Source organism: Trichocoleus sp. Lan, from assembly GCF_039961855.1.
Lineage (GTDB): Bacteria > Cyanobacteriota > Cyanobacteriia > Cyanobacteriales > FACHB-T130 > FACHB-T130.
This window is the reverse complement of record NZ_JAMPKA010000012.1, coordinates 77,284-93,659: the sequence shown is the minus strand read 5'-3', so window position 1 is coordinate 93,659 and position 16,376 is coordinate 77,284. Positions and strand designations below refer to the sequence as shown.

Sequence of the window (16,376 nt, the reverse complement as noted above, 5' to 3'; positions counted from 1 at the left end):
TTACTTGCTGGGGAGACGGCTGGGGGAGCGATAAAAAGGTTTTTTAACGACAACGGCTGGATAAGCTTTGCCCCGGATTTCTACCTCCAATTCCTGACCAATCTGAGCCAGATTCGGAGGAACATAGGCGAGGGCGATGGGTTGCCCTACCGTTGGTGCTAAGGTGCCACTGGTGACGACGCCGATGGCTTCACCTTTGGATAGCACCGGGTAGCCATGACGCGCAATAAAACGCCCCTGCATTTGCAGCCCTACCAAGCGTCGTTCTACGCCATTTGCCTTCTGCTTTTCTAAAACTGGACGCCCGATAAAATCGCCTTTCGTCTCCAGATGAACCAGCCAACCCAATCCAGCTTCTAAAGGGGTCGTGCTTTCGTCCATATCTTGCCCGTAGAGGCCCATTGCCGCTTCGAGGCGCAGGGTGTCTCTGGAACCGAGTCCGCAGGGTACGACGCCAGCCGTAAAGAGACTGCGCCACAAGTCTACCCCCACTTCTGGGTCTACCATGACTTCAAATCCATCCTCTCCGGTGTACCCAGTCCGGGCAATGAACGCTGGCTCATTCAATACGGTTGCTTCCAAATGTCCAAATGCCTTAATCGGTGTCAGGTCTTCCTTGACAAATTCCTGAAGATATGCAATCGCTTGTGGTCCCTGAACGGCAATCAAAACTTTTGCCAGGGAAAGATCCTCGAAATCAATTTGACTAGATTCGAGTTGGGCAAACAGCCATGCTTTATCTCTGGATCGAGTGGCGGCGTTGACAATCATCGCTCCTCGCTGCTCGCCGTCTGCATCTTCGCCCTGATAATAGAAGATAATGTCGTCCAAAATGCCGCCGTGAGAATTCAGCAGGACGGTGTACTGAGATTCACCAGCTTTCAGGCGGCTTAAATCTGAGGGAACGAGAGGCTGCAAGTACGAAATCAGCTGTTTCCCTTTGAAGGTAAATTTTCCCATGTGGGAGATGTCGAACATTCCCGCTGTGGTGCGGACTGCCAGGTGTTCTTGTCCGATTCCGGTGTATTGTACGGGCATTTCCCAGCCGGAGAAGGCAGTCAATCGGGCTTTTTGTTCTAGGGCAAGTTCATACAGGGGAGTACGGGCAAGTGCAATCGCCGTCTCTGGATGCAATTCTTCTGACTTAGCCACAGATAGTCATTCCGTCGCAGGTGGATATCTTTTATCCTACGGGATGCTTCTTGCTTGAGCAGTATAAAACGGCAGGTAGCGATAGCGAAGCGCTGACTTGTCAGTTCGCACTCTTGGGATATGGTGAATGCGATAGCGAAGCGCTGACTTGTCAGTTCGCGCTTTCACTCAGTGCCTCTAATTTTTGTAGCTTGGCGATTGGAAATCGCAGCTACACAGACGAAACCCGCCTTCGCGGGTTAAATAAAATTTATTAGTCCGCGCAGGCGGACTTTGTTTGTATAGCCGCGAATTACATTCGCCAGGGTATATTTGGTTCCCAGGATGTCCCAGATGCGATCGCTCTCATCCTGACGAATTATCCTCAGATCCTGGCATTATTGCTATCATTTGCGCCAAGATTTCCTGCCCCAAAGGATGCTCCTGCAACGCCTCTATATTAAACCGATTCTCCATCATTCCTTGCATCCAAAAAACTGCAAAATTTTGTTTAACTGTCACTGTATTAGGATGCTTTTCTCCTAAACCACGTTGACAAATTGCCATCGCTTGCAGATACAAAGGTTCGGCTTCGCTGTAACGTCCTTGATTTCGGTAGAGTTCGGCTAAGTTGTTGAGGTGTATTGCAATTTCGGGATGGTCGGCGGGGAGACTTTTTTTATAGATTTTAATCGCTTGCAGATACAAAGGTTCGGCTTCGCTGTAGCGTCCTTGAGTTCCGTAAAGATTAGCTAAGTTGTTGAGGTGGGTGGCGATTCTTGGATGGTCGGCGGGGAGGCTTTTTTTATGAATTTCAATCGCTTGCAGACACAAAGGTTCGGCTTCGCTGTAGCGTCCTTGATTTCGGTAGAGTTCGGCTAAGTTGTTGAGACTGGTTGCGATTCTTGGATGGTCAGCGGGGAGGCTTTTTTTATCGATTTCAATCGCTTGCAGACACAAAGGTTCGGCTTCGCTGTAGCGTCCTTGATTTCGGTAGAGAATAGCTAAGTTGTTGAGGTGGGTGGCGATTCTTGGATGGTCAGCGGGGAGGCTTTTGTTATGGATTTCAATCGCTTGCAGACACAAAGGTTCGGCTTCGCTGTAACGTCCTTGATTTCCGTAGAGAATAGCTAAGTTGTTGAGACTGGTGGCGACATGGAAATGTTCTGCACCGAGGCGACTTTCAGTTACTTCTACACACCGCTTCAACCAAGGTTCTGCCTGCTGATAAAAGCCTTGACCTTTATAAAACCAACCTAAACGTGTAAAAGGTGTAATTAAATCTTCATTGCTAATATATTCAATCAGATACTTAGCAGCTTCTTCAATATGAGGAATTGCCGGACTGATATTGATAATATCTTCACGAATCGGCTGCTGAGAAATTTCTCTTGCCACTGCCACAATTGCCGCCGCAAACTGGCGTTTCATTTCATCAGCTTCGGCTGATTTGTTTAGCTTCTGTTGAAAAAATTGCCGGGTCAGCGGATGCAAACGATAACTTTCCTCACCCAGACTTTGTACCAAATGCAAACTTATTAAATCCCTTAGCGCTTTTTCCCAAATTTCTAGTTCTTCGTCATCCTCCATCTCTAAAGTTAGTGGAATTGGAGCTAAAGCATACAAACTTAACGCAGCACCAAGAAATTGTGCATTATCATCCAACTGTTCCCAACTCAAATCAAAAGCCGACGCTACGCCCAATTCATACTGCATTAACGGGTCAGCTTTCAAAATCGCTTCGTGTTCCAGTCGCTTTCGTTCCAATCGCGCCAACAGTTTCTCCAGCGACAAATTCGGCTGTTGATCCAGATATCTCCCGACTAACTCTAAGCCCAACGGCAAATATCCCAACCATTTACAAAGTCTTCTCGCCACCCAAGCTTCGCGTTTTAGCCGTTCCCTGCCAATTATTGATTCTAATAACTTCATCGCCGCCAATGGTTTCAGCACATCTAGCCGTAACTGCGGCAAAGATGACCCAAACTGAAATCTCGTCGTCAGCAATACTTTAAATCGAGATAATTCCAGCGGAGGTAAGTAAGGCTTGACTTGTTGTTTGTAGTCGGTGACATCATCTAACACAATTAAAACATTGCCGGGAAGCCATTTCTTCCAACAAAACTCCAATTGCTCCGCTAATTCCCAATCTTGCGGCGGGTCGATATCAAATTTCAATTGGAAAAATCTAATAATGCCAGTTCCCGTATTTCCCTGTGCAGATAGCCAGCAAACGCCACCCGCGTAACTTGATAAATACTGTCTTGCATACTGAGTCGCGAGTTCCGTTTTACCCACGCCACCCATCCCAGCCACAGCAGCGATGGCGACTTGCTTATTTTCCTGCAATAACTGGTGAACTTCTAACAATTCTTCTGTGCGTCCGACAAATTCTTTGGCACCGCTGGGAGGAATATTGTTAGAAACAGATTTCGGTTCCTTAATCTTCTTGACAGTAGCTTGAGACTTTGGCGGTCTTCTCTTTTCCCACTCAATATCAAATTGCCTCAGATTCGCCTCTTTATCTTTGTGCCACAGTTTCAAAGTAAAGTGCCAATCTTCCGAACCTTTGGTTGAGGTACGGTTATCTTCTAAAACTTCTAAATAATCTTTCAAACGCTTGAGTGCTTCCCTAACTTGCGCTTGAGTTAACTGACCTTCGTATTTGTCTTTTGCGGTCAGTTCTTCCAGATATCGCCGCTTTGTCCTAATTACCAACTGTGTCTCGCTTTGCCAGTTGAAATCAATTCCGAGTTTGTCGCCATCCTCAAATTCATCATTAACATAAGCTAGCAACGCCTCAAACAGACGCTTCACCCGCGCCTTGACATCATCACCGTAAGAAGGTCGCGCCATAGATTAAGTCCAAAGATTTTGCCACAAAGTTTGGGGATAACCCTAAACTTTCCACCTACCCCAAACTGCTTATCGCTTATTATAACTAGCTTTCAGCAGTTGCCCAGTCTGCTTTGCTTTCAGCTACAGCCCCAAAAATACCTTGCATTCAACCCCAATAAATACAGGTTGAATCAAGATGAAACTTTCCCCAAAGCAACGCCGAGACATTGTTCTAATTGCTCTATTTCTGATAACAACAGCAATCGGACTAATCAACAACCCATTAGGTATAGTCCTTGATGTCTGCTTCCTAATCTGGCAACTGATGGAAGAAGACGATGAATAAAAATTAGTTTTGTGGAGTACGCGACCGCCTTCTTCCCTCTCTTCCTTCGCGTCCTCTGCGTCTTTGCGGTTCATTAAAAACGCGCGATCGCAAAACTCTTACTCCCCTCTCCGTTAACGGAGAGGGGTTGGGGGTGAGGTTTATTCTTATGGAGCTAAGCGGATTCGAACCGCTGACCCCCTCAATGCCATTGAGGTGCTCTACCAACTGAGCTATAACCCCTTACGGTGCTTTATGATTATGCCTTAAAAATTCGCAAGTCGTCAAGTAAAATTTCCGCAACTATAAATTAATAAAACGAGCAAGGGTGTTGAGCAAGATGGCTGATATAACCCATGTAGCTGTTCATCAGGAAATATACGACTAGCATGGCGGCTGCCGATAGCGCCACCAGGGTGCCAGCAAGCATTAAGGAGAACTCCTGTTGGTCGAAGGCTTCCTGCATCAGGTGCAGCGACCACGCCACCAGAGCCACATCAAAAATTAAAATACCAACTAACATAATTTACGTTTTGTAACACTTCCTTTATTCTAATATATACAACCGAACAGATTGATGCTACAAAGCCAACCCCGCTTCTTCCAGAAGGAAGAAGTTTCGCTTTTACAAAAGCCGCACCGGCACTTGATGCTCTACGAGATAGTTTTTAATTTCTGATACAGTGAGTTCTCCGTAATGCAGGAGGGAAGCCAGCAGAGCCGCTTCCGCTTTCCCTTCCGTTAAGGCGTCATAAATGTGACTCGTGTTACCAGCCCCACCAGAGGCAATTACTGGAATTTGTACTTGTTCCGCTATGGTGCGCGTAAGCTCTAAGTCATAGCCAGCTTTAGTTCCATCGGCGTCCATACTGGTAACGAGCAGTTCGCCCGCGCCGCGTTGCTCGACTTCTTGCGCCCAATTGATCGCATCAAGGCCTGTGTTTTCCCGCCCACCACGCACGTAAACATCCCAACCGGGATTGGTGGGATCTTGCCGTTTTCGTGCATCAATTGCTACCACGATGCACTGGTTCCCGAAGCGATCGCTCGCCCGATCGATCAACTCTGGATCGCGTACCGCCGCCGAGTTAATGCTGACTTTGTCTGCGCCAGCCCTTAACAATTGTTTAATATTTTCTAAGGATTGAATTCCCCCGCCCACGGTAAGGGGGATAAATACCTGCTCAGCGGTGCGGTATACCACATCCAGAATGATGCCCCGGTCTTCGTGAGTGGCAGTAATATCCAGAAACACCAACTCATCCGCACCCGCCTGATTATAAGCTTGTGCCAGTTCCACCGGATCGCCAGCATCCTGGAGATTGACAAAGTTAACCCCTTTGACAACTCGCCCCGCTTTCACATCTAAGCAAGGCAGTATTCTTTTTGCAAGCATGACAATCCTCTGGTTCCCCGATGTAATGATAATGAAAGCCTATACACTCTAGACCTTCTGTGTCTTCATGTCTTGGTATTGTTTTTAAAATAAATTTTTAATCATGGCGATAATTTCTTCTAAACAGCAGCCTCAAGAACCCAACGGGAAACCCCAGGAACGCCGGAAGCCAGGGGGACGCCGCAAATCTCAGCCAGAAGAGACGGTTGAAGAGTTATTACAGCCAACTGTCGCAATGGACGAAACCGAGAAGCAAGAAGAAGGTCTGCGACCCCAGCGACTAGCTGACTATATTGGGCAAAAAGACCTCAAGGGCGTTCTAGAAATTGCGATTCAAGCAGCAAAAGGCAGAGGCGAGTCGATGGATCACTTGCTGCTGTATGGTCCGCCGGGTTTAGGAAAAACCACAATGTCGCTGATTTTAGCGACAGAGATGGGAAGCACTTGTAAAATCACCTCTGCACCTGCGTTGGAGCGTCCCCGCGATATTGTGGGGATACTAATGAGCCTAAAGCCGGGAGATATTATATTTATTGACGAAATCCACCGCTTGAGTCGGATGACGGAGGAATTGCTTTATCCGGCAATGGAGGATTTTCGGTTAGATATTACGATTGGCAAGGGTCAAAGTGCGAAAACTCGCAGCTTGCCGCTCCCGCCATTTACGCTAGTAGGAGCAACGACGCGGGTAGGTTCGCTGTCGTCACCGTTGCGCGATCGCTTTGGTTTAATTCAACGGTTACGCTTTTATGAGTTGGATGAACTGATTTTGATTGTGCAGCGGACGGCTGAAGTGATCCAAGCCCCGGTTACACCAGATGGTGCTGAAGAAATTGCGCGTCGTTCCCGTGGAACTCCCCGAATTGCCAATCGCCTTTTAAAACGGGTGCGAGATTTTGCTCAGGTAAAAAAAGTTGGGGAAATTACTAAACCTGTTGCGGTGGAAGCTTTGGAAGTCTTCGGTGTCGATCCAATGGGTTTAGATTGGGCAGATCGGTTGATGCTGACCGTCATGATAGAACAATTTAATGGGGGGCCTGTAGGCTTGGAAGCGATCGCCGCCGCCACAGGAGAAGATGCCCAAACAATTGAAGATGTCTATGAGCCGTATTTATTACAGATTGGCTATTTGCACCGAACGCCTCGCGGTCGCATTGCGACTCCCGCAGCCCGAAAGCACTTAGGATATGATTCGTCATTATTCTAAGGATAATAAGCTAAAGACAAATGACGAATACAGCAGTAGTAGGATGGGCATTGCCCAGGAATTAGCTTTCTGCTGGGCAGCGCCTATGCTACCAAAATCTAAAAGCCAAGATAATATGATTCGTTGGATTCTGACTTTACTGAGCATTCTGTTTATTACTGTTTCAACTGGGTTCGTGAATGCGCCGCCAGCGATCGCCCAAGAACCACCTTCCACTTACACGGAAACTGAGTTGCAGGAAGGAGACGAACTAGCGGCTAAAGCGTTTACCGCGACAAATGCCGGTGATTTTGTTACGGCTGAAGGGTTATGGACTCAGCTAATTGAGCGATTTCCCACTAATCCGGCTATTTGGAGCAATCGGGGAAATTCCAAGGTAAGCCAGAATAAATTGTCAGATGCGATCGCTGACTTTAATAAATCTATTGAACTCGCCCCGAACGCTACCGATCCTTATCTAAATCGCGGTACTGCATTAGAAGGACAGGGGAAATATTTGGAAGCGATCGCTGATTACAATCGGGTGCTGGAAATCGATCCCAAGGATGCAATGGCTTACAACAACCGAGGAAATGCCAAGGCAGGATTGGGTGAGTGGGAGGAAGCGATCGCTGACTACAAAAAAGCAGCCGATCTCGCTCCTAATTTTGCGTTTGCCAGAGCCAATTACGCGATCGCGCTGTATCAAATGGGCGAACAAAAAGAAGCGATTCGCACGATGAAGAATATTGTTCGTAAATATCCCCAGTTTCCTGATATGCGAGCTGCCCTTACCGCTGCTCTCTGGGAACAGGGAAATCGGGGTGAAGCCGAAAGTAACTGGGTTGCGGTTGTCGGAATCGATCGCCGCTATAAAGATATTAACTGGGTAAAAAATGTCCGCCGTTGGCCTCCAGTCATGGTTGCCGCTTTAGAGAAATTTCTGAGTCTACAATAAAGGCGATTGCAACTACCCCTAAGGTTTGTGCCACAAATATCAGAAAACCGCCTTCTTTAAGAAAGCGGTTTTTTGATTGAGGAATTTTCCGTATAGAGTTTCTGTATAGAGATAGCGATCGCGTTTAGTGAGAAAGGGCGATCGCGGTTTTGATTCACTTCTAGGGATGACCTGGAAGCAAATCAAAACTTTTCTACAGTTCCAAGGTAATCTGCTTTGCCACGCTTCCCCCTCACCCTACCAGGTAAAAAAGAATCACCCATTCAGGTTAGCGATCGCCTTTTCTAACAATCGATAGACGCCGGAGGAGCCATCACAAAAAACAAAAGCTCGAAGAAAGAACTTTTACCTTTTGTCTTTCTACCCAATCCCCCCCATGACTGGGTGGAAGTAAAAAGCCAACGCCAAAATTGCATAAGCAGCCAATAGCAGCGTACCTTCTAGCCAGTTCGACTTGCCATCAGAACTAATCGAATTGGCAATGAGTACCGACACCGCCACTGCTACCAATTCAAACGGGTTGAAGTCCAAATCCATCGGTTTGTGCAACGCCCAACCCGTCAGAACGAGAACCGGAGCCACAAATAAGGCAATCTGCAAGCTAGAACCCACCGCCACTGAGATAGAAAGATCCATCTTATTTTTCATCGCTACGGTGACAGCGGTAGCGTGTTCGGCAGCATTGCCAATAATCGGAACCAGGATCACCCCTGTAAACAGCGCCGTCAGACCCAGTTGGGAGGTGGCTTCTTCCAAGGAGGAAACCAATAGTTCCGACTCCGCCGCAACCAGTAGCGTTGCGCCTAATAGCACTCCAATCCATAGGGGCAGGTTAACTTTATGCTCCGGATCTTCTGGAGCGAGATTTGACTCAGCTAACTCAGTGAGTATCTCCTGTTCTGCCACACCCGCATCGTAGAGATAGCTGTGGGTCTTCATCGAAAATAGCAGCGTCAACCCATAGACTCCGATTAATACTACGGCAACGGCGACCGAAAGTTGCTGGACGATGGCTTCATCAATCCCGGTGGAGGTATAGTCCATCGCGGTTGGTAACAGCATTGCAATCACTGCTAGGTTCATTGCCGAGGCATTTACCCCTGCCACCATTGGCTGAAATTCCTGCTCTTTGAAGCGCAAGCCCCCCAATAGCATGGAAAAGCCCATGACCAGGAGTAAGTTGCTGATAATAGAGCCGGTGATACTCGCTTTGACGACATCCACCAGCCCCGCGTTGAGGGCAACGAGGGAGATAATGAGTTCGGTGGCGTTGCCAAAAGTAGCATTCAGCAGTCCTCCCAAGGAGGGGCCAAGAACAACCGCGATTTCCTCTGTGGCGGTGCCCATCCAAGCGGCAAGGGGAATAATCCCCAGACAAGCGGTGATGAAGACGACTGACGATCCCCATTCCAGAAAGTGGGCCGTAATGGAAATAGGGATAAACAACAAAAGAATGGAAAAAAGCGTGTTTAGAGACAGCATCCAAATTATTCGTATTTAGCTCGTGTCTAGGATAGCCGCTTGTTGAGTGTTCTGGCTTCTTTCAGTCTTTGAGTATGTAACAGAATATTTCTTTAGACGCAGGATTCCTTAAGCAAAGTTAATTTACTATTCATTTGCATGAAGTTAGTGTTCCAAGCATGGCAGCATTACGCTTGAATCATGTAAGTAACAAGTAACTATCCTGGCTTTTCAATTTTGTTCATTGACCGTTACCGGCATGGGGCACAGGCAGTTGCTCATCGGTACGGGCAAAATAATTGGATGTTAAACCGATTGCTTTGATCCCCCCATTTAAGGAGAGAAGGCTTCGCCCCCAAGAGTCTTTACCATGTTTGGGTGGTGAGTCTTCGCCTTCTCCAGATGGACTGATTTAACTTGCTGTTTCCCTGGCGTTCAAGTAAACGCGGGGATGCTCAGTCTATCTAGATAAGTTATTGACCCTAATTTTTTACTAATTTTGGATGCGATCCTATGACTTCTGCTGCTGAAAGACCAGCTTCACAGTATTCTGCTGAGGGAACAGCAAACACCAGTGTAGCAACCGATCCCCTGCAAACGGCTACCGGCGTTTATGTTACGGTTCACGGTCATTTTTACCAACCGCCCCGCGAAAACCCTTATCTAGATGCGATTGAACGGCAGCCGAGTGCGTCTCCGTTCCATGACTGGAATGAGCGGATTCACCATGAATGCTATCGCCCGAATGCCTTTGCCAGAGTGCTAAATGACCGGGGCGAAGTCGTGGGGATCGTGAATAACTATGAGTATTTCAGCTTTAATATTGGTCCCACATTGATGTCGTGGCTGGAACGCTACGACGTGGAGGTATATCAGCGAATTCTAGAAGCGGATCGCAAAAGTAGCGATCGCCTGAACGGACACGGCAATGCGATCGCGCAAGTCTACAATCACATCATCATGCCGCTTGCTAACGAGCGGGATAAGTACACCCAAATTCGCTGGGGTAAAGAAGACTTCCGCTCCCGGTTCGGGCGCGATCCCGAAGGAATGTGGCTGGCTGAAACTGCCGTAGACTATGCAACCTTAGAAGCATTAGTTGCAGAAGGAATTAAATTCATTGTTTTAGCACCTTCTCAAGCTGAACGTTGCCGACCGATCCCCACAGACGAGCAGCCTGTGACTCAATGGTTGGAAGTGGGCGGTTCTCAAATCGATCCTACCCGTCCTTATCGCTGTTATCTGAAACCCACACTCAGCACGCAAGATTCACCCCTCAGCGCTGAGTATTCATTTCCCACTAACGAAACCCCAGATACCCCTTACATCGATATCTTTTTCTACGATGGCCCGATCTCGCGGGACATGGGATTTAATGATGTCCTGGGCTGGGCAGGGACGCTAGCTGGGCGCATCGGGTCAGCAGTGCGCGGGGATCGCCGGACTTCGCAGCTCATCTCTGTTGGCACAGATGGCGAAACTTTTGGACACCACAAAAGCGGGACAGAGAAAACCTTAGCCTTCGCCTTTGTAGAAGAGTTTCCCCGGCGCGGCTGGACTGTCACCAACTATGCCCATTACCTGAGTCTGAATCCTCCCACCTGGGAAGTGGAACTGAAGCCAGTCACCGCTTGGAGTTGCGCTCACGGAGTGAATCGATGGCAGGATGATTGCGGTTGCGGTGGCGAAGGTGGCGTTTGGCATCAGAAATGGCGGCGTCCCCTGCGGAATGCCCTAGATTGGTTGCGGGATCAGTTAAGCAAAGTTTATGAAGAAACGGGTCGCCAGTTCTTCCGCGATCCCTGGGCTACACGGGATGAATATATCCACGTAATTCGCGATCGCTCTCCTGCTAATGTAGAGCGCTTCCTCGCCCGCCATCGCACCCGCAAACTAACACCATCAGAACAAGTAGACGCCCTGCGCCTATTGGAAATGCAGCGCCATAGTCTGCTGATGTACACCAGTTGCGGCTGGTTCTTTGAAGAACTCTCAAGACCTGAAGGAACGCAGATTCTCCGCTACGCCGCTAGAGCCTTGGAACTTGCTGGTGATGTCTCTGGTGTGCAGTTGGAAAAAGGATTTATCAAACGTCTCTCCCAAGCTCCCAGTAATGTTGATTTATTCAAGCATGGTGCTGAGGTGTACCGGCAGCTGGTAGTCAGTGCCCAGATTGGTATAGAGCAAGTGGCAGCACACTATGCCATCAGTTCCCTATTCACTACCTATCCCCAACAACAGCGGGTCTACTGTTACGATGCCCATCAGTTGGATTACCAGATGCAACGCATGGGATCGCTGACTCTAGCGGTGGGGCAACTGCGACTAACATCAGAAATTACTTGGGAAAGCACTCATTTAGTCTTTGCCGTTCTTCATTTGGGCGGCTGGGATTTCCATTGCTGCATTCAACCGTTTGCCGGCCGCCGCACTTATAGCCAGATGAAAGAAAAGCTGTTTGCGGCGCTGCAACAGGCTAGTGCTGCTCACGCGATCCTGGCGATGTCCCAGCTGTTTGGGGGTAATTCATTCAATTTGCAGAAATTATTTGCTGAAGAACGCCACCGGATTATGCGGCTGCTGAGTCAGAAAACTTTAACCCGCCTAGACCAGCTTTACACGCAGGTTTACCGGGATAACTACGGCATCTTGATGGCGTTCCAGCGCGATGAGCTGCCCGTTCCGCAAGAGTTGCAAGTAGCGGCAGAAGTGGCAATTTCTAACCGCGCCCGGATGTCTCTACGGGCACTGGAGCAAGAAAACGGCGAACCCCAGCAAGGTTTGAATCAGCTAGCAGAACTGGAAGCGATCGCCAAAGAAGCGAATCAGCTACGCTGTCAGCTGAATATCCCCGATGCCAAGAAAACTTTAGAGCAGTTGATCTTGCGCTCGCTCTGGAAGCTTCTGCACGACTCTAACCCAGCCACTCTAGAAGCAGATATCCAACGCTTAGAGCGCATGATTTCTGTAGGCAATCAGCTACACCTCGGCTTATCTTTGCATCGCCCTCAAGAACTCTACTTTAGCTGTCTCCACAGCCAAATTGTGCCGCTGCTGGAGTCAGAAACTAACGGCAATTCGTCTCAGCTACGTCAGTTGCTATTACTCGGTCAAAAGCTAGCTGTAGATGTCAGTCCCTGGTTGAACCAACTGTCATAAATGTCACGGGTAATGGGGAATTGTCCGACGAATCACCCATTACCTGAATCGATTAGCTGCTCTCAAATATTAAGGGGTAGGTTTTGTAACCTACCCCTTAATATTTACACTTGAAGCGTTTCACCCATTATTTCAGATTCAAAAGGGTGTAGCCTCTACGCGATTAGATGCGATCGCGATCGGTGCGGATGTTTTGATCCCGAATGGGCAGATCGTTACTATTCACATCCAGTTCTTCTCGACGAAGCTGTTCTTCAGCATTAACCGTTTCACGATCTACTTCTTTTCTGATTCTGACTTCCTCACGTACAAAAGCTTCCTTTTGAATGTTAGGAGTTTCTTCGTAGATTTCTACCCGTGCAGCTTCCCCTTCCTGGAAGGCAGCTTCGCCCGGAGTAACAGCTCTTCCCGCATCTGCTGGAGTCACGCGCTCAACGATCACTCGCTCCCTTTCAATGGGGACTGAAACTCGCGCTGTCTCAGTTTCAACGTGTTTACCAACCGCTACCTCGCCTGTTTTCTGGCGGGTTTTATTAGCAATCAACCGTTCTTCGTACAACTTGAGGGTTTGATGATCCCGATCGTTCATATCGTACAAAGATGGCTCTTGCTGATAATTGTAGCGATCGCGATCGTAAGCTTCATAATTATCCTCAACAGGTACAGCACCTGCCATCGGAGCGGCGTAACTAGGTTCCACAACAGGTGCCCCCAAAGGTGCAGATGCATCTAAAGGTGTTGCTGTGTTTATCGGTGCCGATGTTTCCACAGATGGCTCTACCGCCGAGTTGCGATAAACTCCTCTCACCTGCTCTTCGTAATCGTAATCAACCCTGAGATCGTCGCCAAATTCCGGTAAATTTTCTACTTGCTCTTTGGTAAGCCCAACAGCGTAGACGTGCCGATTATCATAGTCGATCCGAGAACGACCCACTGGTAGCAATACTTGCTTACCGAAAACCCAGAAGCCTGTATCAACAACTAAATAGCGGAAACGCCCCGATTCATCAACTAAGATATTTTTGACGCTACCAACCTTGTCATCGCTGATATCTGAATAGACGTCAAATCCCTTAACGTCTTCACCGCCAAAAGTGTCTTGATAGTCTGTGTCGAAATCTTCAAGCTTGTATAAAACCATGCTTTTCTTTTCCTCCAAATTTCTTGTGTATTTCTTATGTATCTATGCTAAAAGTCTCTACGCTGGCTCCATCTGGCTAGCGACTGACTTCAATAAATTCAATACATAAGCCCTAAAGAGGATGCACAATTATGGAGCATTTGCTCAGTTTTTGTCAGTTAATTATTAAGTAGAGATAAAAATAAGTTTTTTACAAATGATTAGCAATTATCTTTCTATATTTGCTAATGAAAGCAGCAAATTTTGATTTTTTATCTCCCTTCAGACAGGTATGTATATATTTCAATGGATAGATATATAATTTAATTAATAAACTCTTTGAAAAATTAAATTATTCTTAACCTAAGAGTAGCATCTAACATTTTTTGAATGAGATGAATTGCTCTTGCAATCTTAAATTCAATATTTTGTGAAACTAATAGACTGCTTGTGAGCTTTCCTTGGCCTTTTTTGCGTCTAAAGCGGAGATCGTGTACGGCAGCATCGCTTACGCAGTTTTTTTATTTCACAAGTCGAATAAGGTTGCTACAGCAGTTCTAAATGATTCCCGAAGGCAAGATACCCAACTTCTTAGAGAAGTTGGGTATCTCAAGCCCTGAATTATCACAACTTGAGTAGGATTGCTGTATCTTGTGAACTTAATTGAGGTTGTAGTCGATCTTTGCAGATTAAAACTTACGCAATTTACTAGCCTTGGTGCCCCTGATATTTTAAGATTTGTAAATTTATTTAAGCCTGCTCGCCTATAAATTTTTTCTATCTTTGGTAGTAGTAGAAAATCTCGCTACATCTATTAAGTATAAGTACCTAAAATTCAATTGTTGAGCTGCTCCTTGAAATATCTTGACACGCTCTCTAGAAGAGCGCTTACATAGCGCTTACGCTCTAGTAGCAGAGTACCCTAACTGGGCAGTTCAACAGCGCATCCGTGGAAGTACAGAGTTTGCAAAAACACTTTCTAGAGATTCCGTAATCTAACCCAAGCAAATTTGTAGTAATCTTTGGCAAGGTAATATTAACCAAGCAGATGTCACCATAGATAGATGCACGGTGCCCCTGTTTTGTACTACTGCTATCTGGAATTTTCAAACTATGGCTCCCCAAAACGGCAAGATTCGGTTCCCTCTGTGGCAGTTTCTCAATCAGCCCCTGTTTAGTTCCAAAACTAAATTAGTGCTCAATCCCCGCCGCTTCTCGTATTGTTACAGAATTCACCTTTTGGAACGCTGCTGGGTTAAAGATTACCAGCCAGGAAACCGCCGTCAGCACTAAACCGCCAAATTGCATTCAGTTGTCAGGAGCCAAGTTGAGACTGACCACCACAAGGTCTCTACAGAATCCAGGAGCCAGAATCTATCCTCAGTCTGACCCCTGGATTCTAAATAAGGCGAAAATTGTTATTTTAATTTATTAAGTTTAAACGCACTTCAGGTTCTAAGTGACGCCGCTGAACAGAGAAAATTGACTTTTGCTCGATCCGGAATCTAGTTCCCGCTTGCCGAATACTTTACTCAGATAGCTCAAACAGCCTGCAAATTCACCGTCAGTTATGGGTGAAAAGCCCCTGTAACCGTCGTGGGGAGCCGTTTTAGGCTCTCAGGAATGCACGTTCGCGAGCGATCGCATAAGTTTGGTTTTCCTCAAGCACGCTCGACAAGAAAAGTCATGGCATTACAATCGGCATATGGTAGCGGTATTACCGAAAGCCCAACCATTGAAATTTCTCAGGAAGTATTACGGTCTATCCTTAGCCGGATAGAATCTGAACTCCATAGCAGCGAAGTCTACAATCGTGCCTTGGCTGGGTTACAGACAATCTTGGGAGAAGCTGCTGGGAGTGCCCAGATTATGGTTAAGGCAGTAGGGAGAGAAGCCATCCGGCTAGCGTTCCAGCAGTTTGCGAAAACTTATAAGGTTGTCCCAGTCACATCTCCAGAAATTGGTAACAATCAACAAGAGCCGCAAGCTAGCACTCAGCCTCAAGAGTCATCAGTCCATAGCGAACAGTCATCCGTTAATCACCCAGAATCAACGACGAATGACTTAACTTTAACGAATGACCAAGGACGCAGTATGAATGCCTCACCTGCCGATTTAGTAGACATTAGGCCACTGCCTGTGCCAACCAGCCCAGATCCGGTTTTTCCCAAACCACTCAAAAAGCTCTCCAAGGCGGAATTGGCAGCGCAAATCGCAGATGAGCAACGGCAAGAGTGCCTGCGTCAAATTGGTCAGCAATTAGGGCAAGCACGTCATGCACAGTCAATGACTCTGCGGCAACTTCACAATCAAACACTCGTGCCGCTTCATCACATTCAGGCTTTGGAAGTCGGTTGCTTCGAGCATTTGCCTGAGGATATCTATGTCCGAGGTTTTATTCGCCGGATGGGGGTCGCCTTGGGGTTAGATGGTGCTGCAATGGCTGCTTCCTTACCCGCGCCCGATCCTGCAAAATCTGTACTGCCTTCTTGGTACCGACCGAAATCAGTGCCTGGGTTTGGATTTCAGCTCAATACAGTTCATTTATACGTGGGTTATGCTGCGCTAGTGGCAGGGGCAGTGGGGGGACTCGCGTTGATGTCAAACCATTCACAATCATCAGCGTCTGCTGATTCTCCACCGGATGTTCCTAACAACTCATCTGCTTCTGAGTCGCATCGTCCTGTGAAACCTGCTGCGAAACCCGGTTTAAAGGCGGGTCAGAAAGGAGTGGCGGTTGGGCCTGATATTGCTCCGCCTGAAGCAATTAGTCGTAATTAGTCATTGGTTATTAGCGATCGG

At 47.4% G+C, this 16,376-nt stretch carries 13 protein-coding genes and 1 tRNA gene; 7 read left to right on the top strand and 7 right to left on the bottom strand.

From position 1 onward, the window contains the following. Nucleotides 1-1,152, bottom strand: coding sequence for a glycine cleavage system aminomethyltransferase GcvT (gene gcvT / locus NDA03_RS12705; RefSeq protein WP_348238186.1), 1,152 nt, complete (start codon nt 1,150-1,152; stop codon nt 1-3). Nucleotides 1,153-1,172: 20 nt separating this feature from the next. On the opposite strand from gcvT, the gene NDA03_RS12700 reads away from it, so the two are divergent. Then, on the top strand, nt 1,173-1,409 hold the full coding sequence (locus NDA03_RS12700; protein WP_348238185.1) for a hypothetical protein: 237 nt from the start codon (nt 1,173-1,175) through the stop codon (nt 1,407-1,409). An 88-nt stretch (nt 1,410-1,497) separates the two neighbouring features. Here NDA03_RS12700 and NDA03_RS12695 read toward each other — a convergent pair whose 3' ends face one another. Next, nucleotides 1,498-3,987, bottom strand: a complete 2,490-nt coding sequence (locus NDA03_RS12695) for a tetratricopeptide repeat protein (protein ID WP_348238184.1) — start codon at nt 3,985-3,987, stop codon at nt 1,498-1,500. Nucleotides 3,988-4,165: 178 nt separating this feature from the next. Between NDA03_RS12695 and NDA03_RS12690 the strand changes: the two genes are divergently transcribed. Beyond that, entirely contained in the window at nt 4,166-4,315 is a 150-nt protein-coding gene (locus NDA03_RS12690; RefSeq protein ID WP_348238183.1) for a hypothetical protein, read from the top strand. Nucleotides 4,316-4,464: 149 nt separating this feature from the next. On the opposite strand, the gene NDA03_RS12685 is transcribed toward NDA03_RS12690, so the two are convergent. The 3 genes from NDA03_RS12685 to hisF form a co-directional block, all read right to left on the bottom strand. Continuing rightward, a tRNA-Ala gene (locus NDA03_RS12685) sits at nt 4,465-4,537 on the bottom strand. Between the two features lie 67 nt (nt 4,538-4,604). After that, the gene (locus tag NDA03_RS12680; protein ID WP_190410773.1) at nt 4,605-4,817 is read right to left on the bottom strand and encodes a hypothetical protein; all 213 of its coding nucleotides are present in this window, start codon (nt 4,815-4,817) and stop codon (nt 4,605-4,607) included. Nucleotides 4,818-4,919: 102 nt separating this feature from the next. Next, nucleotides 4,920-5,690 carry an imidazole glycerol phosphate synthase subunit HisF gene (gene hisF / locus NDA03_RS12675; protein WP_348238182.1) on the bottom strand — a complete coding sequence of 257 codons (771 nt, stop codon included), beginning with the start codon at nt 5,688-5,690 and terminating at the stop codon, nt 4,920-4,922. Nucleotides 5,691-5,793: 103 nt separating this feature from the next. Between hisF and ruvB the strand changes: the two genes are divergently transcribed. Beyond that, complete coding sequence (gene ruvB, locus NDA03_RS12670) at nt 5,794-6,897, top strand: Holliday junction branch migration DNA helicase RuvB (protein ID WP_348238181.1); 1,104 nt, start codon at nt 5,794-5,796, stop codon at nt 6,895-6,897. A 115-nt stretch (nt 6,898-7,012) separates the two neighbouring features. After that, on the top strand, nt 7,013-7,834 hold the full coding sequence (locus NDA03_RS12665) for a tetratricopeptide repeat protein (RefSeq protein ID WP_348238230.1): 822 nt from the start codon (nt 7,013-7,015) through the stop codon (nt 7,832-7,834). Between the two features lie 360 nt (nt 7,835-8,194). On the opposite strand, the gene cax is transcribed toward NDA03_RS12665, so the two are convergent. Then, the gene (cax, locus tag NDA03_RS12660) at nt 8,195-9,316 is read right to left on the bottom strand and encodes a calcium/proton exchanger (protein WP_190410779.1); all 1,122 of its coding nucleotides are present in this window, start codon (nt 9,314-9,316) and stop codon (nt 8,195-8,197) included. Between the two features lie 492 nt (nt 9,317-9,808). Here cax and NDA03_RS12655 point away from each other — a divergent pair, with 492 nt between their 5' ends. Then, a complete protein-coding gene (locus NDA03_RS12655; RefSeq protein ID WP_348238180.1) occupies nt 9,809-12,454 on the top strand; it encodes a DUF3536 domain-containing protein in 2,646 nt (881 codons plus the stop codon). Between the two features lie 163 nt (nt 12,455-12,617). Here the strand turns inward: NDA03_RS12655 and NDA03_RS12650 are convergent, their stop codons facing one another. After that, nucleotides 12,618-13,595 (bottom strand): DUF2382 domain-containing protein, encoded by a 978-nt coding sequence (locus NDA03_RS12650; protein WP_348238179.1) that lies wholly within the window; start codon nt 13,593-13,595, stop codon nt 12,618-12,620. 1,092 nt (nt 13,596-14,687) lie between these two features. On the opposite strand from NDA03_RS12650, the gene NDA03_RS12645 reads away from it, so the two are divergent. Then, nucleotides 14,688-14,867 carry a hypothetical protein gene (locus NDA03_RS12645; protein WP_190410782.1) on the top strand — a complete coding sequence of 60 codons (180 nt, stop codon included), beginning with the start codon at nt 14,688-14,690 and terminating at the stop codon, nt 14,865-14,867. Nucleotides 14,868-15,197: 330 nt separating this feature from the next. Beyond that, nucleotides 15,198-16,355: a helix-turn-helix domain-containing protein gene (locus tag NDA03_RS12640; RefSeq protein ID WP_348238178.1), complete on the top strand. Its 1,158-nt coding sequence runs from the start codon at nt 15,198-15,200 to the stop codon at nt 16,353-16,355. Nucleotides 16,356-16,376: the final 21 nt, after the last annotated feature.

Excerpts from the sequence above, each read along its gene's own strand:
- NDA03_RS12695 (WP_348238184.1), bottom strand. The coding sequence starts at position 3,987 with ATGGCGCGACCTTCTTACGGTGATGATGTCAAGGCGCGGGTGAAGCGT.
- NDA03_RS12690 (WP_348238183.1), top strand. The coding sequence starts at position 4,166 with ATGAAACTTTCCCCAAAGCAACGCCGAGACATTGTTCTAATTGCTCTA.
- NDA03_RS12680 (WP_190410773.1), bottom strand. The coding sequence starts at position 4,817 with ATGTTAGTTGGTATTTTAATTTTTGATGTGGCTCTGGTGGCGTGGTCG.
- hisF (WP_348238182.1), bottom strand. The coding sequence starts at position 5,690 with ATGCTTGCAAAAAGAATACTGCCTTGCTTAGATGTGAAAGCGGGGCGA.
- ruvB (WP_348238181.1), top strand. The coding sequence starts at position 5,794 with ATGGCGATAATTTCTTCTAAACAGCAGCCTCAAGAACCCAACGGGAAA.
- NDA03_RS12665 (WP_348238230.1), top strand. The coding sequence starts at position 7,013 with ATGATTCGTTGGATTCTGACTTTACTGAGCATTCTGTTTATTACTGTT.
- cax (WP_190410779.1), bottom strand. The coding sequence starts at position 9,316 with ATGCTGTCTCTAAACACGCTTTTTTCCATTCTTTTGTTGTTTATCCCT.
- NDA03_RS12655 (WP_348238180.1), top strand. The coding sequence starts at position 9,809 with ATGACTTCTGCTGCTGAAAGACCAGCTTCACAGTATTCTGCTGAGGGA.
- NDA03_RS12650 (WP_348238179.1), bottom strand. The coding sequence starts at position 13,595 with ATGGTTTTATACAAGCTTGAAGATTTCGACACAGACTATCAAGACACT.
- NDA03_RS12645 (WP_190410782.1), top strand. The coding sequence starts at position 14,688 with ATGGCTCCCCAAAACGGCAAGATTCGGTTCCCTCTGTGGCAGTTTCTC.
- NDA03_RS12640 (WP_348238178.1), top strand. The coding sequence starts at position 15,198 with ATGCACGTTCGCGAGCGATCGCATAAGTTTGGTTTTCCTCAAGCACGC.